This is a genomic window from Rhodanobacter sp. GW835-FHT13D09, assembly GCF_058793995.1.
The window spans coordinates 451,655-477,209 of the sequence record NZ_JBXAGL010000002.1; the positions used below are offsets into that span (position 1 = coordinate 451,655).

Sequence of the window (25,555 nt, forward strand, 5' to 3'; positions counted from 1 at the left end):
ATGTCGCGGCGCCATCCGCGCTGGTGGCTGCCGCTGGCACTGGCGTTGCTGCTGCCGGTGCTGCATGCCGCCGATGCCGCGCCGAAGCTGGCGCGGCACGTCACCGACCTCACCGGCACGCTGAGCGCGCCGCAGGTCGACCAGCTGGACGCGCAACTGGTGGCGCTGGAAAAGGCCAAGGGAGCGCAATTAGTTGTGCTGATGGTCGGCAGCACCGGCGGCCAGGACATCGAAAGCTATTCGCTGGCGGTGGCCGAGGCGAACAGGATCGGCCGCAAGGGCACCGATGACGGCGTGCTGCTGCTGGTGGCGAAGGACGACCGCCGCGTGCGCATCGAAGTGGGCTATGGCCTGGAGGGAGCGATTCCCGACGCCGCCACCGCGCGGATCATCCGCGAATACATCGCGCCGAAATTCCGCGGCAACGACTACTTCGGCGGCATCAGCGACGCGGTCGGTGCGCTGACCCGGCTGATCAACGGCGAGTCCCTGCCGCCGCCGGTGCGTGGCTCGCCCGAGCGTGGGCACTCCGGCCTCGATCTGCAGAGCGGGCTGATGATCGCCGTGTTCGTGGCGCTGTTCCTGCGCGGCATCTTCGGGCGCACTCCGGCCCTGGTCAGGGGGCTGCTGGGTGCCGTGCTGGTCGGCGGCCTGCTGTGGCTGCTGATCTCGACGGGCGCCGCCATCCTCGGTGCGCTGGTCGGCGGCGTGCTGATGCTGCTGCCCGGTGGTGCCGGCCGCTCGATCGGCGGTGGCGGCTGGGGCGGCTTCGGCGGCGGTGGTTGGGGCGGTGGTGGCGGTGGCGGTGGCGGCTTCAGCGGCGGTGGCGGCAGCTTCGGCGGCGGCGGTTCTTCGGGGAACTGGTGATGGCGCGCATGCGGCGATTGTGGGCGAATCTCTGCGGTGGCTGGTTCCAGCTGTCGCGGCGCTTTCCGGCCGGCGTGCTGGACGAGATGGCCGCGGCGATCGCCGCGGGCGAACGCACCCACCTCGGCGAGATCCGCTTCGCGGTCGAATCGCGGCTGGCGCCGCTGGCCGTGCTGGAGGGTCTCGATGCCGCGACGCGTGCACGACAGGTCTTCGCCCAGCTGCGCGTGTGGGACACCGAGCACAACAGCGGCGTGCTGTTCTACGTGCTGATGGCCGAACGCCGCATCGAGATCGTCGCCGACCGCGGCATCGCCGCGAAAGTGGCGACCGGCGAGTGGGAGGCGATCTGCGCCAGCATGCGCGACTTCTATGCACGCGGGCAGTGGCGCGACGGCAGCCTTGCCGGCATCGCCGCGGCGCACGCCTTGCTGGAACGCCACTTCCCCGACGACGGCGAGGCCAACCCCGACGAACTGCCGGACCGGCCGGTACTGCTCTGAGAGGTTGTGAGTTTTTCAACCTCGAAGCCCGGCCATGGCGAGGGCATGGCGAGGGCTGTCTGCCGTGGATTCCAGCCACCGCGCGGCAGAAGGCGGAAGTGGCGGCCGCGGATGCCCGCCGGCCCGCTACACTTGGGCTTTGCCCTCCGATCCGGTTGCCATGCACCAGCCCTACATCGTCGACATCGACCCCGTCGCCTTCCACCTCGGCCCGATCCAGGTGCACTGGTATGGCCTGATGTACCTGCTCGGCTTCTTCTTCGTCGCCGTGCTGGGCGAATACCGGCGGAGGCGGGGGCGCCTGCCAGTCAGCCGCGATGCGCTCGGCGACCTGCTGTTCTACGGCATGCTCGGCGTGATCGTGGGCGGACGCGTGTGGTACATGCTGTTCTACGCCGACATCAGCTGGATCTGGACCGCGCCGCAGGCCCTGTTCAAGGTGTGGGACGGCGGCATGAGCTTCCACGGCGGCCTGCTCGGCGTGCTGGCGGCGGGCTGGTGGTGGTCGCGCCGGCAAAAGCTGCACTTCTTCGACACCATCGACTTCGTGGCGCCGCTGGTGCCGATCGGGCTGGGCCTGGGCCGCCTCGGCAATTTCATCAACGGCGAGCTGTGGGGCAAACCCGGCGACGTGCCCTGGGCGATGATCTTCCCGAACGCGCCCGACCGCCTGCCGCGGCACCCCTCGCAGCTGTACGAACTGCTGCTGGAGGGCGTGGTGATGTTCGTGGTGCTGTGGCTGGTTTCGCTGAAGCCGCGGCCGCGTTACCTGGTTTCCGGCCTGTTCGCGCTGATGTATGGCTGCTTCCGCTTCATGGTGGAGTTCGTGCGCGTGCCCGATCCGCAGCTCGGCTACCTGTTCGGCACCTCATGGGTGACGATGGGACAGATGCAGTCGCTGCCGCTGATCGCGGTCGGGCTGGTGCTGATTACCATGTCGCGGCGCGCGCCCACGCTGCTCATGGCGCACGAATGACCTGTAGGGGCGCACCCCCGGATCGGGTCCGGGGCAGGCTCTGTGCGCGAACGCTTTCCGTTCTGTAACGAAGGGCCCTCGTGCACAGGGTGCGCTCCTACCTATACTTGGGCGATGCGCGCCTACCTCGACCTGCTCCGCCACGTCCTCGACCACGGCACCGAAAAGACCGACCGCACCGGCACCGGCACGCGCAGCGTGTTCGGCTGGCAGATGCGCTTCGACCTCAACGAAGGCTTTCCGCTGGTCACCACCAAGAAGCTGCACATCAAGTCGATCGTGCACGAGCTGATCTGGTTCCTGCGTGGCGACACCAACATCGCCTACCTGAAGGAACACGGCGTGCACATCTGGGACGAGTGGGCCGACGCGAACGGCGACCTCGGCCCGGTCTACGGCCGGCAGTGGCGCGCCTGGCCCACCGCCGACCGCGGCGCGGTCGACCAGATCGCCTGGGTGGTCGACGAGATCCGGCGCAACCCGGACTCGCGCCGGCTGATCGTCAGCGCCTGGAACGTGGGCGAGCTGCCGAAGATGGCGTTGATGCCCTGCCACACGATGTTCCAGTTCTACGTGGCGGACGGAAAACTCAGCTGCCAGTTGTACCAGCGCTCCGGCGACATCTTCCTCGGCGTGCCGTTCAACATCGCCAGCTACGCGCTGCTGACCCATATGGTCGCGCAGGTCTGCGGCCTGGGCGTGGGCGACTTCGTGCACACGCTGGGCGACGCCCACCTGTACAACAACCATCGGGAACAGGCGCGGTTGCAGCTGAGCCGCGAACCGCTGCCGCTGCCGCGGCTGCAGCTCGCTCCCGCGGTGCGCTCGGTATTCGATTTCCGCTACCAGGACATCGTGATCGAGGGCTACCAGTCGCATCCGGCGATCAAGGCCGCCGTCGCCGTGTAACGTGGCGCAGAAACATGCGCAAGCGGTGCGCCGTCGCCGCGGCCTGTTAAGATCCGACCCAACTGGCGGCCCTCCGCAGGCGCGGACCGTCATGCAGACCTAAGCCCTTCCAAGGATTCGCCATGGCCATTTCGCTGATTGCCGCACTCGACGAAAATTTCGCGATCGGCCGCAAGGGCCAGTTGCCCTGGCACCTGCCCGACGACCTGCGCTGGTTCAAGCAGCTGACCACCGGCAAGAACGTGTTGATGGGCTACCACACCGCGCTGTCGATCGGCCGTGCCTTGCCGGACCGGGTCAACATGGTGCTGACGCGCCGCCACGAGGCGCCGTTCCCGGGACAGATCACCGTGCGCTCGATCGAGGAGGCGCAGGCGCGCTGCGACAATACCGGCCTGATCGTGATCGGCGGCGGCATGGTGTTCGCCGAAGCGCTGCCGCGCGCGCGCCGCATGTACCTCACCTGGGTGGGTGCCGCGATCGACGGCGCCGATGCGTTCTTCCCCGGCGTGCATTTCAGCGACTGGACCGAAGTCTCCCGCGTGCACCATAAGGCCGATGCCGAACACGCCTACGACTTCGACATGGTCGAATACCTGCGCAACAGCTGATGCCGGTGCCGGCGGTGCCGAGGCCGGCCATGCACGTGATGGCCGCCGTGATGCGCGACGCCTCGGGGCGCGTGCTGCTGGCGCAGCGACCGCCCGGCAAGCACCTGGCAGGCATGTGGGAGTTCCCCGGCGGCAAGCTCGAACCCGGTGAAACACCGGCGGCGGCGTTGGCGCGCGAGCTGAAGGAAGAGCTCGGCATCGCGCTGCTGCGCGCCGAGCCGCTGATCCGCGTGCCATGCCATGGCCCCGGACGCGAGCTGCTGCTGGACGCCTGGCAGGCCGGCCAGTGGGACGGCGAGCCGCGGTCGCTGGAAGGGCAGGCACTGCAGTGGCTGCCGCCGGAGCAGGTCGACCCGGCGATCCTGGCTCCGGCCGATCGTGCGATCCTGCACGCGGTGCGGTTGCCGGCGCGCTACGCGATCACCCCGGCCGCTGTGCCGCCCAAGCAGGCTGATGCATGGTTCGAACGCATCGGCGAAGCGATCGGGCGTGGCGGACGACTGGTGCAGTTGCGCCTGCCGCTGTGGCCGCGCGAGCGCGTACGCGAGTTGGCCGCCGGCCTGTTGCCGCTGGCCCGCCGGCAGGGCGTTTCCCTGCTGCTCAATGGCGACATCGACGGCGCGCGCCTGCTGGGCGTCGGCGTGCATCTCAAGGAAACCCAGCTGGCGGCCTTGTCCGAACGCCCGCTGCCGTCGACCCAGCTGGTGGGCGCCAGCTGCCATGGCGCGGCTTCGCTGGCCCGCGCCGGGCAGATCGCCGATTTCGCCACGCTCTCGCCGGTGGCCACCACCCGCAGCCACCCGCAGACCCCGCCGCTGGGCTGGGCCGCGTTTGCCACCCTGGCCGAAGCCGCCGCGCTGCCGGTCTACGCCCTCGGCGGGATGGCTCCAGCGGACGTCGCCCAGGCCCGCGGCCACCGTGCCCAGGGTGTTGCCGGCATCCGCGGTTTCTGGCCATAGCGGATCCGCCTGCGCCACGCACCAGTGACTGGCGGACGACGCGAGGTAACGCCGGTGAAGTCGTCGGGCGGGCACCGCCCGCCAGCTCTTTCCGATCACTCGCCGAACGTTCTGCCCGGCGGACCATGGGGCTCATTGCCACCCCAACTGGCAGGGTAGATGCCCTGCCGTACGCAACGATGAAAGCTCGAATACGGCCAATCGATCACGCGCTTCACGTGTCCGTGTTTCACCGGGTTGTAATGCGTGTAATCCATGTGCGCGGCGAAGTCGGCCTCGTCGCGAACCATGTGCTCCCAGAAGCGAGGCTGCCAGAGGCCGGCATCGTGTCCCGGTGCGGACGTGTGTGTCTTGCCGCAGTGCCGGGTAAATCCGGCCTTGATTCTCCCCCAGCGCGTGGAGAAATCGGAATCGTCCACCGGCAGTGTCCAGATCGCATGCATGTGTTCGGGCAGGACCACCCAGGCAACGATCGAAAACGGCAGTTGCCGCCGTACCTCGGCGACACTTTGGCGCAGAACCGCCACGTTCGCGGCGGTGGCCAGCAGAGGGCGTCGTCGTGCCGTCACGACGGTGAAGAAGTCGGTCGCTCCCGCAACCCTTGCGCGGCGACAGTCGGGCATGTGTCGATGCTGGCAAGCAGTGTCGCGAATCGTCTGTCAGGCATGGCCCCGTCGATGCCGGGTCCGTGGACGATGTAGCCGCGAGGTATGGCGGACAGTGTCCGCCCTACGGTCGGGGTATTCGCGTTGCGTTTTGTAGGGCGGGCAGCGCCCGCCGCTCTTGCGCGAATCAAGGGCATGGCGGACGGTGTCCGCCCTACGGCAGGGTATTCGCGTTGCGTTTTGTAGGGCGGGCAGCGCCCGCCGCTCTCGCGAAAATCAAGGGCATGGCGGACAGTGTCCGCCCCACGGGAAGAGCGGCGGGTGCTGTCCGCTTTACGCGGGGCGGTGGGAGGCGAGGTTCAGGTACCGTCGATGCAACTCGGCGACGGCGTGGTCCAGGGCGGATTCGTCGCCGCCGTTCTCGATCACGTCGTCGGCCAGCGCCAGGCGCTCGGCGCGGCTGGCCTGGTGGGCGAGCATGCGGCGGGCCAAGGCCTCGTCGATGCCGTCGCGGAGGATCAGCCGCGCCAGCTGCAGTGATTCAGGGGCGTCGACCAGCAGCACGCGATCGACCCAGCGGTAGTGTTCGATGTTCTCGGCCAGCAGCGGGATCGCCAGCAGGCAGTACGGGCCGCGTTCGGCCAGCGCGCGCCGGTGCAGCCACTGGCGCACCAGCGGATGGATGATCGCCTCCAGCGTTTTTCGCGCCGCCGGATCGGCAAACACGCGCCGGCGCATCGCGGCGCGATCCAGCCGGCCGCTGCCGTCCAGCACCCCGACCCCGAACGCATCGACCACCGCGGCCAGCCCCGCGGTACCCGGCTCGATCACCTCGCGGGCGGCCACATCGGCGTCGTGGACATGCACGCCCAGCGCCTCGAAGCGCCGCGCCACTGCGGTCTTGCCCGCGGCGACGCCGCCGGTCAGCGCGATCACCAGGGCATGCGGCCGCACGCTCATCGCAGGCCGGTGAGTCGCATGTAGCCCTGCAGCAGGTCGGACCCGGCGACGAACCAGACCCAGCCGGCGGCGGCGATGAACGGGCCGAACGGCATGGGGATCTCGCGTTGATGCTTGCGCAGCGCGATCAGGGTGCCGCCGACCAGTGCGCCGATCAGCGACGACAGCAGAACGATTGGCAGCAGCGACAGTGGCCCCATCCATGCGCCCAGCGCCGCAAGCAGCTTGAAATCGCCGTAGCCCATGCCTTCCTTGCCGGTAAGCAGCTTGAACGCCCAGTACACGCTCCACAGGCTCAGGTAGCCGATCGCCGCCGCGAGGATGGCCGCCGGCGCGGCGACGAACATCGGCAGCAGCGACAGCAGCAGGCCCAGCCAGAGCAGCGGATAGGTGAGCTGGTCCGGCAGCAACTGGGTGCGGAAGTCGATGCCGGACAGCGCGATCAGCGTCCAGGTCAGCGCCAGCCCGGCCAGCGCGGCCCACGACGGGCCGAACCTCCACACGATCACCGCGCTCAGCACGCCGCTGAGCAGCTCCACCAGCGGGTACTGGATCGAGATCCTCGCCTGGCAGTAGCGGCAGCGCCCGCGCAACAGCAGCCAGCCGAACAGGGGGATGTTGTCCAGCGCCGACAGCGGGTGCTTGCAGTGCGGGCAATGCGACGGCTCGCGCACGATACCCGGCGGCAGTGGCGCCGCGTCCGGCTCGAGTTCCAGCACGTCCCGCGCCTCCTGCCGCCAGCCCGCCGCGATGCGCTCGGGCAGCCGCAGGATCACCACGTTGAGGAAGCTGCCCACCAGCAGGCCGAGCACGCCGGCCAAGGCGATCCACAGGGCAAAGGGGAGTTCGGGCATGCGTCGGCCTTTAAAGCCCCTCCCCCGTTGGGGGAGGGGTTGGGGAGAGGGTGCGGTCCCGCGCGACCGTCAAAATCGCCTCAAGCACCGCATCGGTATCCTGCAACACCTGATTGTCCCAGAATCTCAAGACAAGCAAACCCTGGCGTTCGAGGGCCTGCGTGCGCGTCCTGTCGATTTCTTCGCTGTGTTGCGAGCCATCGAGTTCGATGACCAGCCGAAGTTCGTCGCAATAGGAATCTATGATGTAAGGCGGAACAGGGTGTTGGCGTCGGAATTTGAAACCATCCAGGCGTCGTGCACGCAAGTAGTACCAGAGCTTGTGTTCGGCGTCGGTGCCTGTAGCGCGCAACGTCCTGGCGGTGGCCAGTGTGCGAGTAGGGAGGGGCGGCTTGTGAGTCATCGCTTCGGGCGGACCCTCTCCCCAACCCCTCCCCCAACGGGGGAGGGGCTTTCTAGACCTAGAATGTGCCGGCGAGCTTGAAGATCGGCAGGTACAGGGCCACCACCATGCCGCCGACCAGGGTGCCCAGCACGACCATGATGATCGGTTCGAGCAGGGTGGACAGGGTGTCGACCGCGTTGCTGACTTCTTCCTCGTAGAACTCGGCGACCTTGAACAGCATGTTGTCCAGCGAGCCGGACTCCTCGCCGATCGCGGTCATCTGCACCACCATGTTGGGGAACAGGTTGGTCTGCCTCATCGCCAGCTGCAGCTGGTGGCCAACCGCGATGTCCTCGCGCATCTGCTTGACCGCGTCGCCGTAGACCACGCTGCCGGTGGCGCCGGCCACCGCGTCCAGCGCCTCGACCAGCGGCACGCCGGCGCGGAAGGTCACACCCAGCGTGCGGGCGAAGCGGGCGATCGCCGAGTTGCGCACGATGCCGCCCATCACCGGCATCTTCAGCGACATGCGGTCGAGGAAGTGGGCGAATTTCACCGAGCGCTTCTTGGCGATCACGATCGCGGCGATGCTGCCGCCGATGATGCCGATGACGACGAACCAGTAGCTCTGCATGAACTTCGAGGCGGTCACCAGCAACTGGGTGGGTGCGGGCAGCTGTGCGCCGGCATCCTGGAAGGTCTTGGCGAACACCGGCACCACGAACAGCAGCATGATCAGGCAGACCAGGAACACCACCGCGAGCACCATCATCGGGTAGAACAGCGCCTTCTTGATCTTCTTCTTGATCGCCTCGGTGCGCTCCTTGTAGGTGGCGACGGTGTCCAGCACCGTATCCAGCACGCCGGAGGCCTCGCCGGCCTTCACCAGGTTGCAGTACAGCTCGTCGAACTGCACCGGGTAGCGGCCCAGCGCCTCGTTCAGCGACGAACCGCCCTCGATGTTCTGCTTGACGTCGATGAGGACGTTCTTGAAGCGGATGTTCTTCTGGCCGTCGGCGATGATGTCGAAGGCCTGGATCATCGGTACGCCGGAGGCCATCATGGTGGCGATCTGGCGGCTGAAGATGGCTACGTCGCCCGGCTTGATCGTGCTGCCGGTGGAGCCGAACAGCGGCTTGGCCCGTTCGCGCACGGTCTGCGGGTTCATGCCCTGGCGGCGCAGCTCGGCCTTGACCAGCGTGGCGTTCTTCGCCGGCATGTCGCCCTTCATGCGCTTGCCACGCTTGTCCAGCGCGACCCACTCGTAGGTGGTCAGCTTGCTGACCTCGGCGCGCTGGGCACCCAGCGAGCGCGCCTTGTCGATGTTCGTGGTTGCGGTAGCCGTGGCCATGCGCATCTTCCCCCAGTGGTCCAGTCCCGGAGCCGTCCTGATGCGGGCGGCAGACAGTATTTGTGCAGCTTATGCCATTTCTGCGGCGCCAAACCGTGGCGTCGGACGCAAGTTCGGTGCAACGGCGGTCCTGGATCCGCCGCTCATTCCTTGGTTACGCGGTCGATCTCGGTCAGGCTGGTCAACCCGTGTTTCACCTTCAGCAGGGCCGACGCGCGCAGGTCGTTCACCCCCGCGGCCCTGGCTGCCTCGGCGATCTGCAGGGTGTTGCCGCCCTGCAGGATGATCTTCTGGATCTCCTCCAGCATCGGCATCACCTGGTAGATGCCCACGCGGCCCTTGTAGCCCTCGTTGCAGCCGTCGCAGCCGACGGCCTCGTAGATGGTCAGCCCCGCGTCGATGTCGGCCTGGGTGAAGCCGGCGGCCAGCAGCACCTGCGGGGGCAGCTCGATCGGCTTCTTGCAGTCGTGCAGGCGCCGTGCCAGGCGCTGGGCGATGATCAGGCTCACCGACGAGGTGATGTTGTACGGCGCGATGCCCATGTTCATCAGACGCGAAATGGTTTGCGCCGCATCGTTGGTATGCAGGGTGGACAGCACCATGTGGCCGGTCTGCGCCGCCTTGATCGCGATCTCGGCGGTTTCCAGGTCGCGGATCTCGCCGACCATGATCACGTCCGGGTCCTGGCGCAGGAACGAGCGCAGCGCGCTGGCGAAGGTCATGCCGCGCTTCACGTTCTGCTGCACCTGGTTGATGCCCTCGACGCGGATTTCCACCGGATCCTCCACCGTGGAGATGTTGCGCTCGGCGGTGTTGAGCATGTTCAGGCCGGTGTACAGCGATACCGTCTTGCCCGAGCCGGTGGGGCCGGTGACCAGCACCATGCCGTACGGCTTGTGGATGGCGTCGACATAGAGCTTCTGCTGGTCGGGCTCGTAGCCGAGCTTCTCGATGCCGATCCGGGCCGAGGAGCCATCCAGGATACGCAGCACGATCTTTTCGCCGAACAGCGTGGGCAGCGTGCTCACGCGGAAGTCGACGGCGCGGGTCTTGGACAGGTTGAGCTTGATGCGGCCGTCCTGCGGTACGCGCTTCTCGGCGATGTCCAGCTGCGCCATCACCTTGATGCGTGAGGAGATGCGGTTGGCCATCTTCATCGGTGGGTTGGCCACCGCCTTGAGGATGCCGTCCATGCGCAGGCGCACCCGGTACTGCGTCTCGAACGGTTCGAAGTGGATGTCCGAGGCGCCGCGGCGGATCGCGTCGACCAGGATCTTGTTGATGAACTTCACGATCGGCGCGTCGTCGTTCGCGTTCGCGTCGACGCCGCTGCTCGATTCGCCGTCGGCGTCACCGCCTTCGGTATCCAGCTCGTTCAGCTCGTCCAGTTCGCCGCCACCCATGTCGGGCATGGTGTTGCGCATGTTGTTGAGCAGGATCTCGATCACTCGCTGCAGCGAGCCGCGCTCCACCAGGATCGGCTCCACCATGCAGTTGGAGTGGAACTTGATCTCGTCCAGCGCATGCGACTGCATCGGGTCGGCGATGCCCACGAACAACCACTTGCCGCGGCGGAACAGCGGCAGCGCCTGGTGCTTGGTGATCAGCGCCTCGCTGATCAGATCCAGCGGCATCGTGGCCGGGTTCAGCGCCGCCACATCCATCATCGGCATGCCGAATTCGGCCGAGGCGATGCGCGCCAGCTCGGCGCCGTCCACCAGGTTGTGCTCCAGCAACCATGTCGTCAGGGTCGACTTGCTCTGGTTGCTGTCGGCCATCGCCTTGCGCACGACGTCCTCGGGCATCACCCCCTCGGACACCAGCCGGCGTGCCATGCCCGACAAACCCGTGAGCGACGGTTGCAATTGAGATGACATAAACGACTCGATCTTGCCCCTGTATGTTGTTGAATCTAGCGCAGTCCGGCGCACAGGTCATCCATTCGCTGCGGGCTCGGTCCGGCATGGTGATGCAGCGCACAAGCCAGCTCCCGCAAGCCCGGTTCCTCTCCCGGTTTGCGTGGGGCCGCCAGACTCGGTTCCTTCCCCTGCACGCAAGCACTCCACGCTCGATTCCTCCCTCAGCGCACAGAGGCTCCACGCTCGGTTCCTCCCCCCTGCACGCAGAGACTCCACGCTCGGTTCCTCCCCCTGCGCGCAGGGACTCCACGCTCGGTTCCTCCCCCTGCGCGCAGGGGGAGGTCAGGAGGGGGTAAAGCTCTTGATCTCCCGCCTCAAGGCCCCGCAGATCTCCCCCAGTGACATTCATGGAGAGCAGTCATCGTGCTATCAGCTGATTTCCGGAATCCGTACATTTCGCGCCGTGCGGCGGAGCCGAACGATACGCCCGGCCAAGCCGCCTTGCTCGCGTTTCGAGCATTCCTTACAATGAAGTAAGGAGTTTGCAGGAGAAGACCATGACCACCGCCAGCGTTACCAGCAAGGGCCAGATCACGATCCCGGTTGCCGTGCGTGAGGCCATGCACGTGCGTGCGGGGGATCGGGTGGAGTTTGTGGAAATCGAACCGGGCCGGTATGAGTTCGTCGCCGCCACGCGCCCCATAACCGCACTCAAGGGCATGTTCGGCAAGGCGTCCAAGCCGGTATCGATCGAGCAGATGAACGCCGTGATCGCTGCAGCGGGTGCAGCGGCGAAATGATCGGCCTGGATACCAATGTCCTGGTGCGTTACATCATGCAGGACGATGCAGCGCAGTCGGCCAAAGCCTCGGCCCTGCTCGACGCGCTGACCGTCGAGGCGCCGGGCTGGATTTCGATGGTGTCCGTGATCGAATTGGTCTGGGTGCTGGGTGTGGCGTATGGTCTGGATCGCGCCCAGCTCATCGAAGCACTGGAAGCCCTGCTGCGCACCAAGGAGTTGATCGTGGAGCGTGCCGAGGTCGTCTGGAGAGCGGTGCGCATCTACCGCGATTCCAGGGCCGATTTCGCCGATTGCCTGATCGCATGCGCCGCCACGTCTGCCGGCTGCGAACACACCATGACCTTCGACCGCGGTGCCGCGAAACATGCGGGCATGCGCCTGATCACCTGAGATCCGGCCGGATTGCCGGCTGCGGGTGTAGGGCGGGCACCGCCCGCCGCTCTAGCCGTCAGTTGTCGCGCAAGACCTGCTGGCTCAGCTCAGTCAGCGATTTCTGCAATCCGGGGAGGTCGCGTTCCAGCGTTTCCCACACGACATCCATATTGATGTCGAAATAGCCGTGTGCCAGTCGGTTGCGCATGCCACGCATGCTGTTCCACGCGATCTGCGGGTGCGCCAGCGTGAATTCCGGATATCTATCAGCAAGCTTCGTTGCCGCTTCACCAATGACCAGGATGTTCATGATCACGGCTTGCTGCGTACGTCGATCGGCAAGAAAGGTTGCCTTGTCCATGCCTTCGATGTAACTGCGCGCGAGTGCAATAGCCTCGATCATGTGGCTTATATAGTCATGTTGCCGAAAACTCGCAGCAGTCACAGCGGAACCGCTTCGCTCACCACCTTGTCGCGGAAGCGCGGTGGAAGATCACCAGGCGTCACCACGTCCACGGCAACCCCCAAGGATGATTGCAGCACAAACTGGATAGCGCCCATATCCAGCAGTGTGGTTTCCGGTGTCGGGTCGATCAGCAGATCCAGATCGCTGCCCTCCGTATCCTCACCGCGCATGGCCGAACCGAACAGCCGCGGGTTGGCCGCCCGGTGTGCGGCAACCACGCTTCGAATCTCGTCGCGTCGGAGTCGTGCAATATCGGAGGGTTTCATCAGTCAGCTTCCAGATTGAATCTGCGGTCAAAAGCATACGTCAAAAAAGACGATGCATCGTTCAGGTATGATGGCGTCTCCTGAAATGGCGTCCCTTGTCGCCCACTACGGCACCAGCACAGCAGGACGGGCACCGCCCGCCGGCTCCGGTTTCATGGCAAGCCTGCGGCAAGAGCGGCGGACAGTGTCCGCCCTACGAATCGCGGGTGTGGGCGGGCACCGCCCGCCACCAAGCCGCACCCCGAATGAAGCTCCGAAACCCCAACCCCGTCCGCAACCCACGCCCGGCCTTCACGCTATGATCCCCTCTCCATCCGGGGGAACTACCTGTTGAACCGCCTGAGCATCATCCTGCCCGCCAAGAACGAGGCGCCCGCGTTGGCCGTACTGCTGCCGCGCCTGCGTGCTGCACACCCAGGGGCCGAGATCATCGTGGCCGACGACGGCTCCACCGACGACACCCGCGACCTCTGCGAGGCCAGCGGCATCCGGTGTCTGTCCTCGCCGTACTCGATGGGCAACGGCGCGGCGATCAAGCGCGGTGCCCGTGCCGCCGCCGGCGACATCCTGGTATTCATGGACGGCGACGGCCAGCACGACCCGGCCGACATCGCCCGCCTGCTGGCGAAACTCGAGCAGGGCTACGACATGGTGGTTGGCGCCCGCGACTGGGGCAGCCAGGCCGGGGTGGGCCGCGGCCTCGCCAACACCCTGTACAACTGGCTGGCCACCCGCATGACCGGCCATCCGGTACTGGACCTCACCTCCGGCTTCCGCGCCGTGCGCGCGGACAAGTTCCGCGAATTCCTGCACCTGCTGCCGAACGGCTTCAGCTATCCCACCACCAGCACCATGGCCTTCTTCCGCAGCGCCTACCCGGTCGCCTACCTGCCGATCAAGGCCGCTCAGCGCGTGGGGAAAAGCCATATCAAGCCCCTGCGCGACGGCCTGCGCTTTTTGCTGATCATCTTCAAGATCGCCACGCTGTACTCGCCGCTGAAGCTGTTCGTGCCGGCAAGCGTGCTGTTCTTCCTGCTTGGCTGCGCCAACTACGCCTGGACCTTCGTACACGAAGGCCGCCTCACCAATGGCAGTACGCTGATGTGGAGTGCGGCGGTGATCGTGTTCCTGATCGGGCTGGTGTCGGAGCAGATCACGGCGCTGACGTACCGCCGTGATGCATGACGGCAGCGATCCGCGCCGAGTGGCGTTGCTGGTGACGCGAAACTTTCCACCGCTGCTCGGTGGGATGGAGAAGGTGAATCAGCATCTGCTCACTGCACTGCAGCCGGTTTGGCGCATGGCACTGTGCGGACCGGCTGGATGCACCGGGTATGCCCCATCACAGACCGAAGTGATGGAAAGCAGGGTCAAACCGCTGCCGATATTTCTGGCGGCGACTTTATGGCGCGCGGTCCGGTTGGCATGGCGCTGCAAGCCGGAATGGGTCATTGCGGGAAGTGGCCTCACCGCACCAATCGCCTGGTTGGCGGCGAAGTGTGTCGGCGGCGGGGCGATCGTCTACCTGCATGGGCTCGACATCGTGGCGCCGAGCCGGGCGTACCAGCAGCTTTGGCTACCCTTTATTCGGCGTTGCGACCTCGTCCTGGTCAACAGCGCCAACACGGCGCGGCTGGCGACAGGTCGCGGCGTGGTAGCTGGTAAATTGCGAGTGCTGCACCCGGGCACCGATTTGCCGACGCTGGATGCCGCCGCGGCCAGCGATTTCCGTCAGCGCTACGGTTTCGCACAGCGCCCTCTGCTGCTTTCTGTTGGCCGGCTGACCGAGCGCAAGGGGTTGGTGGAATTCGTGGCGAAAGCCTTGCCCGCGATTGTTGCCAGGTATCCCGATGCGTTGCTGGCAGTGATCGGCGACGAAGCCAGCGATGCGCTGCATGCACGGGCGGGCTCGGAGCGCGAACGCATTCTTGCTGCGGCCCGGATCGCTGGCGTCGAGCAAAACCTGCATTTCCTCGGTCGCTGCGATGAGGCAACCCTCGGCGCGGCGTATCAGGCCGCCGATATGCATATCTTTCCCGTGCGTGACCTGCCTGGCGATGTGGAGGGCTTTGGCATGGTAGCGCTGGAATCGGCAGCACACGGCTTGCCTACCGTTGCCTTTGCGGTCGGTGGAGTGCCCGATGCCGTGCATGACGGGCAGACCGGTATCCTGGTCGAACCTGGCAATTATGCTGCGCTGGGTGAAGCGGTGATATGGCAACTTGCCCAGACGCGCGAAAGTGCGACTATTGCTGCCTGTCGTGAGTTCGCTGCCGGCAAGGCATGGTCGGTTTTCGGCGAGTGCATGCGTGGCCTGCTGGGTACACCGCATGTCTGAGGCTTCATCCAGTCACCGAACCCATGACGCTGGTCACAGCACACCCGCGGTGCGCCAGCCCCACGCCGTGCTCGACCTTCCATCGCGGCGCTTGAAGGGCCTGAAGATCGAACGCCTATTGGACCTTGCCAGCCGTCCTCAACCTATTCGCATGCTCGAAATCGGGACTGGCTCGGGCGGCATTGCACATTACTTCGGTACTCACCCCGTACTGCGCTGCGAGGTCGATGCTGTCGATGTGCATGACAACCGATTGGTAACCGAGGGCTATCGTTATTATCAAGTAACCGACACCTTCTTACCCTTTGTCGACGAAACCTTCGATGTGGTGCTGAGTAACCATGTGATTGAGCATGTGGGTGACGTGCGGGCACAGCGCACGCATCTGGCCGAATTGCGACGCGTGCTGCGTCCCGGCGGTGTGGGTTACCTTGCCGTGCCGAACCGCTGGATGCTGGTGGAGCCGCATTATGGGTTGGCATTCCTGAGCTGGTTGCCACGCCGGTGGCGAACCTCTTACCTGCAAGCCAGGAAGAAGGGGCATGTCTACGATTGCGAGCCTTTGGAGCCTGGTCGGCTGGAGGGGTTGCTGCGGGACGCCGGACTGGGCAACCGCAATATGTGTGTTGATGCGTTGCTCGTAACTTTGGACATTGAGCGTCCTGGTTCTCTGCTTGCTCGTGCTCTGCATGCGATGCCTTGCAAGCTGCTGCAGCTGTTCAGTGACATCATTCCGACTTTGATATATGAAGTCAGTCGCGACGGTGGAAATAACATCAGCTACAAGGTAGATGGTGCGGCTTCATGATTTCTGCTCACGAGTTGGAGCCGGCGGCGGTGGATGCCAAGGCGGAAGTGCTGCTTGATCCATCCGTGTTGGCCAGCGTGACGGTCACCTACAATCCGGATCTGGCGGTACTGGAGCGCCAACTCAGAGGACTGCCCCCGACCACGATGAAAGTGGTGGTGGACAACGCATCCGATCCGGTGATGAACGACGGCTTGCGAGGTGTTGTTGAAGCATGCGATGCGTTTCTCTTGCAGAATCCGAGCAATGACGGTCTGCCTGCGGCCCAGAATCGAGGTTGCAGATATGCCCATGATACAAATCCTGCCTGTCGTTATCTGCTGCTGCTGGATCAGGACAGCGAACCAGAGCCGGGTGGCGTCGAGCGACTCCTTCAACGTTATTCAGATGCTGCGACCCAGCATGGAGGGCTCTGTTGTATAGGCCCGAGGCTGGTTGATGCCGGCACGGGACTTCAGCACGGGTTTCACCAGATCCGTGGATGGCGCTGGCTACGACACTACCCGGCCAAAGACACTCACGCACTGATCCCCGTTGCGAACCTTAATGGCAGCGGTACGTTGATGCCGTATGCCCTGTTCGAGCAGCTCGGAGGGTTGGAAGAAGACTTCTTTATCGATCACGTCGACACTGAATGGGCGTTCCGCGTGCTAGCGGCGGGCTATGGCCTATATGGTGTGAGTGATGTCAGCTTCCAGCATCGGATGGGGCACAAGAGTCTACGGTTCTGGTGGTTTGGCTGGCGGGTTTGGCCATATCGCACCCCGCTGAGGCATTTCTACCTGTTTCGGAATGCTGCGCGACTGCTGCGTCGCAGTTATGTGCCGATCGTGTGGAAAGTCTGGGCTGTTGCAAAGCTGGCAGTAACGATATCAGTACACGTATTAGTTGATCCCGCCCGCATGCAGCAGGTGCGGGCAATGCTGAAAGGTCTGCGTGCGGCCGCTCATGGAGAGAGGGCGACAAATGGCGTGCGCAGCTGACAGGACGGCGTTAAATCTGTCGGCGTATAAGGACGGCCGCGTTTGCACTGATAGATGATTTGTTGCAGAAGTTTGGTCGCATCAGGCAAATGGCCCAAGATTTATCGCTGCGCGCGGGATTGGGCGCGACAGGCGTCAACGTGCGGTTAAGTGCTTCAGTGAGGCGCAAGTGATGCGAGCTACCCGAGTTTTAGTCGATCTGTGCTTGATAAAGAGCCTGTCTCGTGAAGGATCGATCCATGGTGAGTGAATGGCGTACCGACGAGCTGCAGGCAGTGGCCGCATGCCCTGCATGCGGCGCTGTGCCGGGTGAATATCGATACCAGCAATTGCATGATCATCTCGAAAGCGTGCCTGGTGAGTGGTCTCTACGGGATTGCCGCAGCTGCGGAAGTCTATTCCTCGATCCCAGGCCCACTCCGCAAGCCATAGGCAAGGCATACGCGTCGTATTACACGCATCGTTCGGCTGCGATGGCGTATGTGAACGACAATGGACATTCGCTGCTCTGGAAGCTTGCCAATGGTTACATGAATGCGCGTTACGGGGCGCAGCGCTTACCAGCGATGGCTGCGGGTCGTTTTGTGCTTCCACTGATGCCATCGCTGCGACAGCAGCTCGATTTCTTCTACCGGAGCTTGCCACGCATCAAGGGGCGCCTACTTGATGTGGGGTGTGGCAACGGCGTGTTCCTGCTGCGCGCCAAAGCGGCGGGCTGGAATGTCGTTGGGGTCGAGCCGGATCCGCTTGCTATTGCGACTGCACGTCAAGATGGTCTGGATGTTTTCGAGGGAACACTGGATTCCTTTTGTGATACCCAACAATTCGATGTGGTCACCTCATCTCACGTGATCGAACATGTGCACGAACCGCGAGCGTTTCTGAAGCGTAAGTTTGATTTGTTGCGCACCGACGGAACCATCTGGCTCGCCACGCCCAATGTACAAAGCATGGGACACCGGTGGTTCGGTCGTGCCTGGCGTGGCTTGGAACCGCCCAGGCACCTTGTCGTATTTTCCGCGCAGGCGTTGCGTGGCTTGTTGACGGAAGTCGGTTTCACGGATATTCGCCTCCATCGTCGCGGACGTGGTGCCGCCTATATCATCCGTTCATCCCGCGAACTGGCCCGGCGAAAAAGGAGCGAGGTCCGAGGGTTGCCGCCTGGCTTGGTGGATCTGAAGGCGTCCTTTTCAGCGACTGCCGGCGAAGAATTGGTCGTTACTGCCCGCAAGCCATGCTGATGGACAGGCGGATTGCCGGGCTTTTGCTCAACTACCGCGATGCTGTGCGGAGCATCAGCTGCATCCGGTCGTTGCTCGAACAGGGCATCCAGCATGTTGTCGTATGGGACAACTCGGCCGATGGCGGCGCCTCTGCAGTGGCGATCGCTGCCGCGTTTGTTCACGATGCGCGTGTCGATCTGCATGTGAGTGTGGCCAACCTCGGGTTCGCGGCAGGGGTCAACCGCGGACTGGAGCATTGTCGCCAACGGTATCCGGGTGCTTGGGTGTTGTTGATCAACAACGATGCGCGCCTATTGACGGGGGCGCTGGCCAAGCTTGTCGATGCGCTTGATGCGAATAGCAACGCAAGGATCGCCTATCCCGATATCGACCATGCCGGGCATGTTCTGGGCCGGGTCTACTGCCATCGGTTGACCGGCTTGCTGTCGTGGCGGCCACGCCGCAACTATTTTCCCTATGCAAGCGGCTGTTGCATATTGGTTGCCACCGACCGTATCGCCTTGCCGCTGCTCGATGAGGACTTCTTCATGTACGGCGAGGATTGGGAGCTGGGTTGGCGGCTCGCTCAGTTGCCGGGTGCGATGGCGCATGTGCACGAGACGCTGGTCGAACACGACGGCTCTGCGAGTAGCGGACTGGGCTCCGCGTTCTACGAGTCGCACATGGTCGCCGCGCACCTGATCCTGGCGCGCAAGCTTGCGCGGAATCGGATGGATGCATGCGTTTTGCTGGCATCGCGTGCATGCATGCTGGTGGCGCGTGGAATGATTCGCTCGATCCGCTTCCGTTCGCTGGTGCCGTGCAAGGCCTTGTGGCATGGCGTACGGATCGCGTCAGGGCGACGCTAGAGAATTCCGCCCATTGCCAAGCGACTTGCCAGGCGACGGTACACCAGCCACCAGCCGATCAGCGCCATGCTTGTTTCGGCAATGATGAGAGCCATGGCCAGTCCGAGGATGCCGTGATGCGGCGCCAGCGCCAGCATGCCGCTGATCAGAAGAAGAATGCCGCAGAGTTCGAACGCCATGCGCTCCAACGGCTTGCCCAATGCCACCAGCACGGCGCCTGCAGCCAGTCGCAGCGAGAGCAAAGGTGCAACCGAGGCCAGCCACGGCATCAACTCGGCCATGGCCACGAACGACGTGCCGAACAGCCACGGCAACAATGGACTGCATAGTGCCAACAACAGTCCGCTAGCGAGGCCCCAGGCCAGTGCCAACAAGGCGATCAGGCCGATCAGCCGTTGCCCTTCCCGGGTGGGCGCGTGCGCGTGTCGAAACAATCGGGGCAACGATGCCAGTAGCATGGCGGTCACTGGCATCACCGTGGCCGCCATAACGCGTGCCGTGGCCGCGTAGATGCCCGCGTCGTGTGCACCAACCAGGCGAACAGCAATGATCTTGTCCAGTTCGGAGGGGTTCGCCGCAACCAGATTCATTGCCGCATACGAGGCGCCGTCGCCCAGCTCCTCTCGTGTGGCACGGCGTGGGCGCCAATCCAGTGTCACGAGACGGCTGGTGATCCACAAGCCCAGCAGCAAGCCGAGCAGCGACGCGAGCAACTGGAACGAGACATATGCTGAAAGCCTTTGTACATCCGGAAAGAGGAAGCAGGGCAATACCGCAAGCACCCTTAGACCGAGTGGAAGCCATTGCACGCATTGGCTCAGCGGCACCCGCTCTCGCGCCTGAAGCACGAAACTCAGCAACATGGTAAACGGCGTCAACAGCAATTCGGCTGCTCCCATCGCAAGCAGGATGTGCAGTGGCAGCGTCGGTCTGGTAACAAAGCCGCCAACGACGATATAGACGGCTAACAGCAACAGTCCGAGCAGCGCCGTCATCGGCCACGCATAGCGCCAGACGTCGGCCGTGCCGTTTGCTTCGCGCGCGTTCCGGGCCAGCATCACGAAACCGGCACCGAAATTGGGTAGCAGGCTCAGCACCACGGCCAGCGAAGCAGCGGCGGCGAAGCTTCCGTAGGCGCGCGGTCCGAGCAGTCGCGTAAGCAGGACCAGGACCGCCGCCTGGGTCATTACCCGCAACCCGAGCATGACGCTGGTCTGCAGACTGCTGCGTGCAAGTGGGCCTTTCAATGGGTACTCATTGATGGGACGGGTGGTGGCGAGTCGGACAGTTGCGTACGCAATTCGTCCAGAGTGTTGTTCAGGCGGCCGCCGGTATTCAACCGATCCAATCGTTCCAATGTTTTTTTGGCTTCGACCTTGCGGCCTCGCACGGCCAGCATACGAATCAAGGTGATCTGGTAGGCCGGCTCAGCCGGGCTGACTTTTACGGCATCCTCGGTCATGCGCTCACCTAGATCGTGATCTTCCAGTACATTCCATGCATAGTCACCATACGTGGCAAGCAGGCGGGCATTGGGTGCGGGATGTGCAAGTGCTGCGATGAAGGCTTCTATCATGCGATTCTTTGGCAAGTCGCAACGGTGCTCCCGTGTGCACTGAGTCAATGCGCCCAGCGAGCTTTCATCCTGAACACCCGGTTTGCGCGCTTTGAGTTTGGCGATCATGCTGTCCCACCACGCATCCTTTATCGGTAGGTGCATGCGTGCATTCATGAAGATCAGCGCCTGCTCCGGAAGGATCGAGGAATTTGGCAGTGCGGCTGCCCTCTCCAGCGGAGCATAGGCCAGGCGGGTGAACGGCGAGGCGGGATCATAGTGCGAGTAAATGATGTAGGTGCGACCCAATTCGTATTGGGCGCGCGGCGACCGCGTGGCGCGTGTGGCGAGATCTTCCGCCAGGCGTAGTGGGTTGCCCCAGGCGTAGGCAGTGAGTGCAGTCAGGGTGGTCCAGCAGAGCATCAGCCCGCCCAGCAGCGCATATCGCGGCAACGGCAGCAGGGAGGCCTGCGGTACGGCGAGCAGTGGCACGATCGCCAGCAGCAAACCGAAGCTCGCGAAGTAGTTGCGGTGTTCGTAGATCAGCTCCAGCGGCAGGATGGTGCCGGTGAGCAACTGGCAACCGAGGAAGAGCGCGATGCCGAGCGCCGCCAACGGCTTGCGCCGACGCAGCCACAGCGTCAGTGCGACCAGCGCGGAGAGCAGGACGATGCTGGCCAATGTACTCCAGGGCGCCAGCAGCCCGGACGAGACCCGGAAGTCGTCGTGATAGAACGACAGTGCGCTCGGCGTGGGCAGCAGGGTCCATGCGATGTAGTCGAGGACGATGCGTGCTTCGCTGAGCAGGCGGGTACCCATGATGAAGTCGCGCGCGGCCCAGATTTCGGGCTTCAGCAGGCCCGGCAGCAACCAGGCCAGTCCCGCGACCATGGGCAGGACGAGCACCAGCAGGAACAGGCCGACCACGCGCAGGTCAGCTCGCGGCGACAGCGTCGCGTCGTGCGGCGCCTGCACCGGCCCGCCGAAACGGAACAGCGCCCATTCGACCAGGAGCGCATACAGGGGAAGCATCACTGCGGTTTCCTTGGCCAGGATGCCAAGGGCCGTCGGCGCCGCGATGCTGGCCGCGCACAGGACGAGGCCTCCCCAACCCGCCCCGTCTGTGCGCCCCGTGTGGTGGCCAAGCATGCGGCATCGGCCCGCCACGTAGCCGAGCAATCCCACCAGCACGAACAGGTTGGCCATGCTTTCCATGCGTTGCACCACGTACAGCACGGCGGTGAGGTTGATCGGCAGCAGCATCCAGCCGGCAGCGATCAGCGCTGCAACGAGGGAAGCGCGCCGATGCCCGCCGGTCGGATCGGACCGCAGCAGCGCCAGCGAGAGCAGATACACCAGCCAGCCATTCATCAGATGGAGCAGCAGGTTGGTCAGCTTCATCCAGTACGGGTCGAGTCCGGTCGCAAGGTAGTTGGCGGCGAAGCTCAGCGAGGCCAGCGGGCGCTTGAAATCGCTGGCCGGCGAGGAAAGCGCGGCGCCGACCAGCGAGGGAAGCGTGGCATCGTGAGGTTGCACCCCTTTGTTGTCGACGATGTTGGGGTAATCGTCGAACAGGAATCCGCCGGACAACCCAGGCCAGTAGACGGCCAGGGTGATGGTGAAGGCGGCCAGCAGTGTCAGCAGACGCCACGGCGGGCGGCGAAGAAAGTCCATCAATCTGGGGAACCCGGTTGGGAGGTGTGGCTGGAAGTATTCCCGGAGCCAGCCATGGCGTCGAGCGTGAGCTGGCGGTGCAGATGATCCAGCTCATGCGGCCAGTAGCGCTGGCGCTCGAGCACCCAGGCGTGCAGCCACGGCATGCCGAAGCCGGGCTTCATGACGTTCCCTCGAACTGTCTCGTAGTGGGCGAGCAGACGCAGGCCGTGCGATGGGTAGCTGGCGCGGCCCAGGGTCGCGGCAGCTTCGAGGGCCATGCCGGGTCGTACCTGCAGGTCGAGCGCGCGGGTGAAATCGGCCAGGGCTGCATCCGGGTGGCCCTGTGCGAGGGCGATCTTGCCGCGCAGGTAGGTCAGGTCCTGCTGTGGCCCGGCGGCAGACAATTTGGGATTCTTCAGCCCGGTGTCGATCAGCTCCTGCAGGCCTTGCGCGGTCAACCCGGGGCATCCGCCGGAAACCGCCATGGGCAGCATGCGCTCGAACCAGCTGGCGAACAGGGTGCCGGTATTCGGCGTGCCCCGCATGGCGAGCTTCGCCGCAGCGAGATCGGCAACCGTGATCCCGCCAGTCATGCAGCGTGCGCCGATCAGGTTGAAGGCAAGCTGCACCTGGTCCGGTTGGTGCGCGAGCAGTTTTTCCAAGCGCCAGATGGCCGTTTGTGGTTGTCCGGCTTGCATCTCGATCTGCGCGGCGTTGGTCTGAGCACGTGCCGAATCGGGATTGATCTTGGCCCACAGCAATGCCTGGCTGTGGACATTACCCCACAGCTCAGCACGGGCGTGGGTCATCCAAGCCAGGCCCAGAGGCAGCACCAGCATCAGCGTGTACTTGAGCAGGCGTAAGCTGCGCACATCGGCCAGCCACAGGCCGAGCGGCCAGAACATCAGCAGCGCAGGCAGGTAGTTGCGATGCTCGAAATAGAGCTCCAGCGGTATCGAGGTGGATTCCAGCAACTGGCCGGTGAAGTAGAACAGGATCGCCAGTGCCAGTGCGGGGTGCCGACGGCGCTGCCACCAGGCCAGCCCGATCAGGCCGAATATGGCCAACATGGCGGGTAGAGTCGTGATTGGCTGCAGCCACGAGGTCGAGGCGACGTACTGGTCGTTGAACAGGCCGCTGGAGAACGGGCGCGGCAGCCATAGCAATTGCAGGTAGTCCAGCAGCACGCGCGGCTCGGTGAGCAGGCGCTGGCCGATGCTCCAAGGGCGAAAGCCCACCGGGCCGCCGTCAAGCACCCCTAGGAGCCCGCTGCGGAACAGATAGCCAAGGATGGCGACGGCGGGAATGATGCCGAATGCAAACAGCGCGAAACGATGTGCTTGTCGCGGCCTGTCGTCAGGTATGGGATGCCGCGGCGCGAACACGATCGTCTCGATCAGCAATGCGAACAGCGGTAGCAAGGCGCCGTTGGCCTTGGCCAGCGCCCCCAGCGCGGTGAATCCCACCAAGCCCAGCGCGCTCCAGCTCAGGCCCGCCGCGGTTCTGCCCTGGGTCAACAGCTGGCGGCCATGCAGCCAGAGCAGCAGGCCGACGATGGTGCAGGTGGCAGGCAGCATGGCCTCGCGCTGCACGATGTATAGCGTGGTAGAGACCAACAATGGATGCAGCAGCCAGACGGTGGTTCCCAGCAGGGCGGCGGTCCGGCTGCGTCGATCGTCGTGGCCCAGCAGGTGCCCCAGTCGTGCCAGCAAGGCGCAGAGCAGTACCCCGTTGACCAGATGCAGGATCAGGTTGGTGCGCTTGAACGGAAACGGGTCCGCAGGCCAGTCGTGTGCGTCGAGCAGGAACGTCAGCAGCGTCAGCGGTCGGCCCGTGGGGTCAGCAGTGCCGGAGGTGATGAAGCGCCAAAAGGCCGGCCAGTTGTCGACCGGACCGGTGGCACCGATGGTCGGTAGGTTGGCGAAGTCGTCAAACAGAAAACCGCCATGTAACGCAGGAGCATAAGCCAGCCAAGCCAATATCAGAAGTAATGACAGCGCAAGTAATAGCGGTATTGCCGTAATACGGTTGTACATCCGAGCCTTCCTAATAAAGAAGGGCCGCACTCGGCGGCCCTTCTTCGTGTCGATGGCGTTTAGAATTACTTGCGGCAGGAAGACGGCAGGTACTTTTGGCTCACCGTACCACCGGTGCAGGTCCAGGACGTGCTGCCGGTAGAGGTTACAGGCGACAGAACCAAGGTCGCGCCGTCAATTGCTGTATTGGCCTTCTGAGGCGAAGCTTTCGAAAACGTGGCCGTAATCTTACCGCTAGCAACGGCAACCGACTTCACATAACTGCCGGTGATGCTTGCGGCAGAGGCTAGGCCAGCTGAGCCATTGTTACTCGGCATAATGCCCTTGTTGCTGTAGAACTCTGCAACTGCAGTCTTAGCGCCGTCGGCCAGCGTGCTACCTTCTGATACCTGCGAGCGGATGATGTAATCCTGGTACGCAGGGATGGCGATGGCGGCGAGGATCGCGATGATCGCGACCACGATCATCAGTTCGATCAGGGTGAAGCCCTTCTGCATATTCTTCATGGTGGTTCCTCTGTTTTGGTTAGCTAACCGTGTGATGCCCCCTGAGCCCAGTCCCGTATCCCCCTAGGCGGGATCGAACCCTATTCGCATGGTCGGAACGACCAGGAAGCTCGCGGCAAAGTCAAGCAGCATGTATGCCACGTTTGCCGCAGATGTATTCCCTCACAACTGTAGGCCTTTGGATTGTGCCCGCGGTCACGAAAGCCCGCAACCCTAGGTGGAAACTCACTCGGAGTCTTGGAAGTGTGATCCTGGATGCATGGATTTGTACTGTTCATCCGGGGGCACTTAGTGACGTTTATCGTCAGTTTGTGCAACGACAATGTAGGCGTGGCAAGGTTACTTGCGACAGGTTGCAGGCAGATACTTGTCAGGCACCGTTCCGCCGTTGCAGCTCCAGGTGATGCTACCGGCATGGGTGATGGCGGAAATCACCAGCGTACTGGCCCTGATGCTGCTGTTTGCGTTGGGTGCGTTGAATGCGACTGTTATTTTGCCTGCGGGGGCCAGATCCACGCTGGAAACGTAGTCGCCGGTGATCGACGTGTTTTTTGCGAGGCCCGCGGATGCATTGAATGTAGGGAATCGCCCGGTGTTGGAGACGAAATCCCACACCGCGGCTTTGGCCCCGCTGGCCAGGCTCATGCCCTCGGTGACCTGGGTACGAATCAGGTAGTCCTGATAAGCCGGTATGGCGATGGCAGCGAGGATCGCGATGATCGCCACGACGATCATCAGTTCGATCAAGGTGAAACCGGCGGAAATGCGCTGGCGCAGCATGGTGGACTCCCCTGTGAGTACACCGGGACACGCACGTTTTGTACCAATAGTAATTT

27 protein-coding genes are annotated in these 25,555 nt (G+C 64.1%); 14 read left to right on the forward strand and 13 right to left on the reverse strand.

The genetic code is table 11. The annotated features are described in order from the left end of the window. From AC1Q5A_RS04835 to AC1Q5A_RS04860, 6 genes are all read left to right on the forward strand, one after another. Positions 1–867, forward strand: a complete 867-nt coding sequence (locus AC1Q5A_RS04835) for a TPM domain-containing protein (protein WP_492698873.1) — start codon at positions 1–3, stop codon at positions 865–867. Next, complete coding sequence (locus AC1Q5A_RS04840) at positions 867–1,370, forward strand: TPM domain-containing protein (RefSeq protein ID WP_492698875.1); 504 nt, start codon at positions 867–869, stop codon at positions 1,368–1,370. The genes AC1Q5A_RS04835 and AC1Q5A_RS04840 overlap by 1 nt, the downstream gene beginning before the upstream one ends. 160 nt (positions 1,371–1,530) lie before the next feature. Then, a complete protein-coding gene (gene lgt, locus AC1Q5A_RS04845; protein ID WP_492698876.1) occupies positions 1,531–2,346 on the forward strand; it encodes a prolipoprotein diacylglyceryl transferase in 816 nt (271 codons plus the stop codon). A 114-nt stretch (positions 2,347–2,460) separates the two neighbouring features. Continuing rightward, positions 2,461–3,255 (forward strand): thymidylate synthase, encoded by a 795-nt coding sequence (locus AC1Q5A_RS04850; RefSeq protein WP_492698878.1) that lies wholly within the window; start codon positions 2,461–2,463, stop codon positions 3,253–3,255. 122 nt (positions 3,256–3,377) lie between these two features. After that, positions 3,378–3,866, forward strand: coding sequence for a dihydrofolate reductase (locus AC1Q5A_RS04855; RefSeq protein WP_114344526.1), 489 nt, complete (start codon positions 3,378–3,380; stop codon positions 3,864–3,866). A gap of 29 nt (positions 3,867–3,895) precedes the next feature. Beyond that, the gene (locus AC1Q5A_RS04860) at positions 3,896–4,825 is read left to right on the forward strand and encodes a Nudix family hydrolase (RefSeq protein WP_492698880.1); all 930 of its coding nucleotides are present in this window, start codon (positions 3,896–3,898) and stop codon (positions 4,823–4,825) included. Positions 4,826–4,920: 95 nt separating this feature from the next. Here AC1Q5A_RS04860 and AC1Q5A_RS04865 read toward each other — a convergent pair whose 3' ends face one another. The 6 genes from AC1Q5A_RS04865 to pilB all read right to left on the reverse strand — a co-directional run bounded on the left by AC1Q5A_RS04865 (position 4,921) and on the right by pilB (position 10,857). Beyond that, positions 4,921–5,448, reverse strand: a complete 528-nt coding sequence (locus AC1Q5A_RS04865) for an REP-associated tyrosine transposase (RefSeq protein ID WP_492698882.1) — start codon at positions 5,446–5,448, stop codon at positions 4,921–4,923. Between the two features lie 315 nt (positions 5,449–5,763). Then, a complete protein-coding gene (coaE, locus tag AC1Q5A_RS04870) occupies positions 5,764–6,390 on the reverse strand; it encodes a dephospho-CoA kinase (RefSeq protein ID WP_492698884.1) in 627 nt (208 codons plus the stop codon). After that, the gene (locus AC1Q5A_RS04875) at positions 6,387–7,244 is read right to left on the reverse strand and encodes a prepilin peptidase (RefSeq protein WP_492698885.1); all 858 of its coding nucleotides are present in this window, start codon (positions 7,242–7,244) and stop codon (positions 6,387–6,389) included. Before AC1Q5A_RS04875 ends, coaE begins: the two co-directional genes overlap by 4 nt. 10 nt (positions 7,245–7,254) lie before the next feature. Then, complete coding sequence (locus AC1Q5A_RS04880) at positions 7,255–7,647, reverse strand: endonuclease domain-containing protein (protein ID WP_492698887.1); 393 nt, start codon at positions 7,645–7,647, stop codon at positions 7,255–7,257. Between the two features lie 58 nt (positions 7,648–7,705). Beyond that, on the reverse strand, positions 7,706–8,980 hold the full coding sequence (locus AC1Q5A_RS04885) for a type II secretion system F family protein (protein ID WP_492698889.1): 1,275 nt from the start codon (positions 8,978–8,980) through the stop codon (positions 7,706–7,708). A gap of 143 nt (positions 8,981–9,123) precedes the next feature. Next, positions 9,124–10,857: a type IV-A pilus assembly ATPase PilB gene (pilB, locus tag AC1Q5A_RS04890; RefSeq protein WP_492698891.1), complete on the reverse strand. Its 1,734-nt coding sequence runs from the start codon at positions 10,855–10,857 to the stop codon at positions 9,124–9,126. A gap of 539 nt (positions 10,858–11,396) precedes the next feature. On the opposite strand from pilB, the gene AC1Q5A_RS04895 reads away from it, so the two are divergent. Continuing rightward, the gene (locus AC1Q5A_RS04895) at positions 11,397–11,639 is read left to right on the forward strand and encodes an AbrB/MazE/SpoVT family DNA-binding domain-containing protein (protein WP_492698893.1); all 243 of its coding nucleotides are present in this window, start codon (positions 11,397–11,399) and stop codon (positions 11,637–11,639) included. Then, positions 11,636–12,031, forward strand: a complete 396-nt coding sequence (locus AC1Q5A_RS04900; RefSeq protein ID WP_492698895.1) for a type II toxin-antitoxin system VapC family toxin — start codon at positions 11,636–11,638, stop codon at positions 12,029–12,031. Before AC1Q5A_RS04895 ends, AC1Q5A_RS04900 begins: the two co-directional genes overlap by 4 nt. A gap of 58 nt (positions 12,032–12,089) precedes the next feature. On the opposite strand, the gene AC1Q5A_RS04905 is transcribed toward AC1Q5A_RS04900, so the two are convergent. Both AC1Q5A_RS04905 and AC1Q5A_RS04910 read right to left on the reverse strand, forming a co-directional pair. After that, complete coding sequence (locus tag AC1Q5A_RS04905) at positions 12,090–12,416, reverse strand: HepT-like ribonuclease domain-containing protein (protein WP_492698897.1); 327 nt, start codon at positions 12,414–12,416, stop codon at positions 12,090–12,092. A gap of 38 nt (positions 12,417–12,454) precedes the next feature. Beyond that, a complete protein-coding gene (locus AC1Q5A_RS04910) occupies positions 12,455–12,745 on the reverse strand; it encodes a nucleotidyltransferase family protein (RefSeq protein WP_492698899.1) in 291 nt (96 codons plus the stop codon). A gap of 330 nt (positions 12,746–13,075) precedes the next feature. On the opposite strand from AC1Q5A_RS04910, the gene AC1Q5A_RS04915 reads away from it, so the two are divergent. The 6 genes from AC1Q5A_RS04915 to AC1Q5A_RS04940 all read left to right on the forward strand — a co-directional run bounded on the left by AC1Q5A_RS04915 (position 13,076) and on the right by AC1Q5A_RS04940 (position 18,966). Next, on the forward strand, positions 13,076–13,930 hold the full coding sequence (locus tag AC1Q5A_RS04915) for a glycosyltransferase family 2 protein (RefSeq protein WP_492698901.1): 855 nt from the start codon (positions 13,076–13,078) through the stop codon (positions 13,928–13,930). Then, positions 13,923–15,083: a glycosyltransferase family 4 protein gene (locus tag AC1Q5A_RS04920; protein WP_492698903.1), complete on the forward strand. Its 1,161-nt coding sequence runs from the start codon at positions 13,923–13,925 to the stop codon at positions 15,081–15,083. Before AC1Q5A_RS04915 ends, AC1Q5A_RS04920 begins: the two co-directional genes overlap by 8 nt. Then, positions 15,076–15,891 carry a class I SAM-dependent methyltransferase gene (locus AC1Q5A_RS04925; protein ID WP_492698905.1) on the forward strand — a complete coding sequence of 272 codons (816 nt, stop codon included), beginning with the start codon at positions 15,076–15,078 and terminating at the stop codon, positions 15,889–15,891. The genes AC1Q5A_RS04920 and AC1Q5A_RS04925 overlap by 8 nt, the downstream gene beginning before the upstream one ends. After that, positions 15,888–16,874 carry a glycosyltransferase family 2 protein gene (locus tag AC1Q5A_RS04930; protein WP_492698907.1) on the forward strand — a complete coding sequence of 329 codons (987 nt, stop codon included), beginning with the start codon at positions 15,888–15,890 and terminating at the stop codon, positions 16,872–16,874. The genes AC1Q5A_RS04925 and AC1Q5A_RS04930 overlap by 4 nt, the downstream gene beginning before the upstream one ends. 239 nt (positions 16,875–17,113) lie before the next feature. Further along, positions 17,114–18,115, forward strand: coding sequence for a class I SAM-dependent methyltransferase (locus AC1Q5A_RS04935; RefSeq protein WP_492698909.1), 1,002 nt, complete (start codon positions 17,114–17,116; stop codon positions 18,113–18,115). Beyond that, on the forward strand, positions 18,115–18,966 hold the full coding sequence (locus tag AC1Q5A_RS04940) for a glycosyltransferase family 2 protein (protein WP_492698911.1): 852 nt from the start codon (positions 18,115–18,117) through the stop codon (positions 18,964–18,966). The genes AC1Q5A_RS04935 and AC1Q5A_RS04940 overlap by 1 nt, the downstream gene beginning before the upstream one ends. Here the strand turns inward: AC1Q5A_RS04940 and AC1Q5A_RS04945 are convergent. From AC1Q5A_RS04945 to AC1Q5A_RS04965, 5 genes are all read right to left on the reverse strand, one after another. Beyond that, positions 18,963–20,171, reverse strand: a complete 1,209-nt coding sequence (locus tag AC1Q5A_RS04945; RefSeq protein ID WP_492699063.1) for a lipopolysaccharide biosynthesis protein — start codon at positions 20,169–20,171, stop codon at positions 18,963–18,965. The genes AC1Q5A_RS04940 and AC1Q5A_RS04945 overlap by 4 nt on opposite strands. A gap of 38 nt (positions 20,172–20,209) precedes the next feature. Further along, positions 20,210–22,195, reverse strand: coding sequence for a hypothetical protein (locus AC1Q5A_RS04950; RefSeq protein WP_492698913.1), 1,986 nt, complete (start codon positions 22,193–22,195; stop codon positions 20,210–20,212). Then, entirely contained in the window at positions 22,195–24,213 is a 2,019-nt protein-coding gene (locus tag AC1Q5A_RS04955; RefSeq protein ID WP_492698915.1) for a tetratricopeptide repeat protein, read from the reverse strand. Before AC1Q5A_RS04955 ends, AC1Q5A_RS04950 begins: the two co-directional genes overlap by 1 nt. A gap of 65 nt (positions 24,214–24,278) precedes the next feature. After that, on the reverse strand, positions 24,279–24,719 hold the full coding sequence (locus AC1Q5A_RS04960) for a pilin (RefSeq protein WP_492698917.1): 441 nt from the start codon (positions 24,717–24,719) through the stop codon (positions 24,279–24,281). A gap of 339 nt (positions 24,720–25,058) precedes the next feature. After that, on the reverse strand, positions 25,059–25,499 hold the full coding sequence (locus tag AC1Q5A_RS04965; protein ID WP_492698919.1) for a pilin: 441 nt from the start codon (positions 25,497–25,499) through the stop codon (positions 25,059–25,061). Positions 25,500–25,555: the final 56 nt, after the last annotated feature.

What these genes read in the sequence shown, in the direction of transcription:
- AC1Q5A_RS04835 (WP_492698873.1), top strand. Translation starts at nt 1, where the DNA reads ATGTCGCGGCGCCATCCGCGCTGGTGGCTGCCGCTGGCACTGGCGTTG.
- AC1Q5A_RS04840 (WP_492698875.1), top strand. Translation starts at nt 867, where the DNA reads ATGGCGCGCATGCGGCGATTGTGGGCGAATCTCTGCGGTGGCTGGTTC.
- lgt (WP_492698876.1), top strand. Translation starts at nt 1,531, where the DNA reads ATGCACCAGCCCTACATCGTCGACATCGACCCCGTCGCCTTCCACCTC.
- AC1Q5A_RS04850 (WP_492698878.1), top strand. Translation starts at nt 2,461, where the DNA reads ATGCGCGCCTACCTCGACCTGCTCCGCCACGTCCTCGACCACGGCACC.
- AC1Q5A_RS04855 (WP_114344526.1), top strand. Translation starts at nt 3,378, where the DNA reads ATGGCCATTTCGCTGATTGCCGCACTCGACGAAAATTTCGCGATCGGC.
- AC1Q5A_RS04860 (WP_492698880.1), top strand. Translation starts at nt 3,896, where the DNA reads ATGCACGTGATGGCCGCCGTGATGCGCGACGCCTCGGGGCGCGTGCTG.
- AC1Q5A_RS04865 (WP_492698882.1), bottom strand. Translation starts at nt 5,448, where the DNA reads ATGCCCGACTGTCGCCGCGCAAGGGTTGCGGGAGCGACCGACTTCTTC.
- coaE (WP_492698884.1), bottom strand. Translation starts at nt 6,390, where the DNA reads ATGAGCGTGCGGCCGCATGCCCTGGTGATCGCGCTGACCGGCGGCGTC.
- AC1Q5A_RS04875 (WP_492698885.1), bottom strand. Translation starts at nt 7,244, where the DNA reads ATGCCCGAACTCCCCTTTGCCCTGTGGATCGCCTTGGCCGGCGTGCTC.
- AC1Q5A_RS04880 (WP_492698887.1), bottom strand. Translation starts at nt 7,647, where the DNA reads ATGACTCACAAGCCGCCCCTCCCTACTCGCACACTGGCCACCGCCAGG.
- AC1Q5A_RS04885 (WP_492698889.1), bottom strand. Translation starts at nt 8,980, where the DNA reads ATGGCCACGGCTACCGCAACCACGAACATCGACAAGGCGCGCTCGCTG.
- pilB (WP_492698891.1), bottom strand. Translation starts at nt 10,857, where the DNA reads ATGTCATCTCAATTGCAACCGTCGCTCACGGGTTTGTCGGGCATGGCA.
- AC1Q5A_RS04895 (WP_492698893.1), top strand. Translation starts at nt 11,397, where the DNA reads ATGACCACCGCCAGCGTTACCAGCAAGGGCCAGATCACGATCCCGGTT.
- AC1Q5A_RS04900 (WP_492698895.1), top strand. Translation starts at nt 11,636, where the DNA reads ATGATCGGCCTGGATACCAATGTCCTGGTGCGTTACATCATGCAGGAC.
- AC1Q5A_RS04905 (WP_492698897.1), bottom strand. Translation starts at nt 12,416, where the DNA reads ATGATCGAGGCTATTGCACTCGCGCGCAGTTACATCGAAGGCATGGAC.
- AC1Q5A_RS04910 (WP_492698899.1), bottom strand. Translation starts at nt 12,745, where the DNA reads ATGAAACCCTCCGATATTGCACGACTCCGACGCGACGAGATTCGAAGC.
- AC1Q5A_RS04920 (WP_492698903.1), top strand. Translation starts at nt 13,923, where the DNA reads ATGCATGACGGCAGCGATCCGCGCCGAGTGGCGTTGCTGGTGACGCGA.
- AC1Q5A_RS04925 (WP_492698905.1), top strand. Translation starts at nt 15,076, where the DNA reads ATGTCTGAGGCTTCATCCAGTCACCGAACCCATGACGCTGGTCACAGC.
- AC1Q5A_RS04930 (WP_492698907.1), top strand. Translation starts at nt 15,888, where the DNA reads ATGATTTCTGCTCACGAGTTGGAGCCGGCGGCGGTGGATGCCAAGGCG.
- AC1Q5A_RS04935 (WP_492698909.1), top strand. Translation starts at nt 17,114, where the DNA reads ATGGTGAGTGAATGGCGTACCGACGAGCTGCAGGCAGTGGCCGCATGC.
- AC1Q5A_RS04940 (WP_492698911.1), top strand. Translation starts at nt 18,115, where the DNA reads ATGGACAGGCGGATTGCCGGGCTTTTGCTCAACTACCGCGATGCTGTG.
- AC1Q5A_RS04945 (WP_492699063.1), bottom strand. Translation starts at nt 20,171, where the DNA reads ATGCTCGGGTTGCGGGTAATGACCCAGGCGGCGGTCCTGGTCCTGCTT.
- AC1Q5A_RS04950 (WP_492698913.1), bottom strand. Translation starts at nt 22,195, where the DNA reads ATGGACTTTCTTCGCCGCCCGCCGTGGCGTCTGCTGACACTGCTGGCC.
- AC1Q5A_RS04955 (WP_492698915.1), bottom strand. Translation starts at nt 24,213, where the DNA reads ATGTACAACCGTATTACGGCAATACCGCTATTACTTGCGCTGTCATTA.
- AC1Q5A_RS04960 (WP_492698917.1), bottom strand. Translation starts at nt 24,719, where the DNA reads ATGAAGAATATGCAGAAGGGCTTCACCCTGATCGAACTGATGATCGTG.
- AC1Q5A_RS04965 (WP_492698919.1), bottom strand. Translation starts at nt 25,499, where the DNA reads ATGCTGCGCCAGCGCATTTCCGCCGGTTTCACCTTGATCGAACTGATG.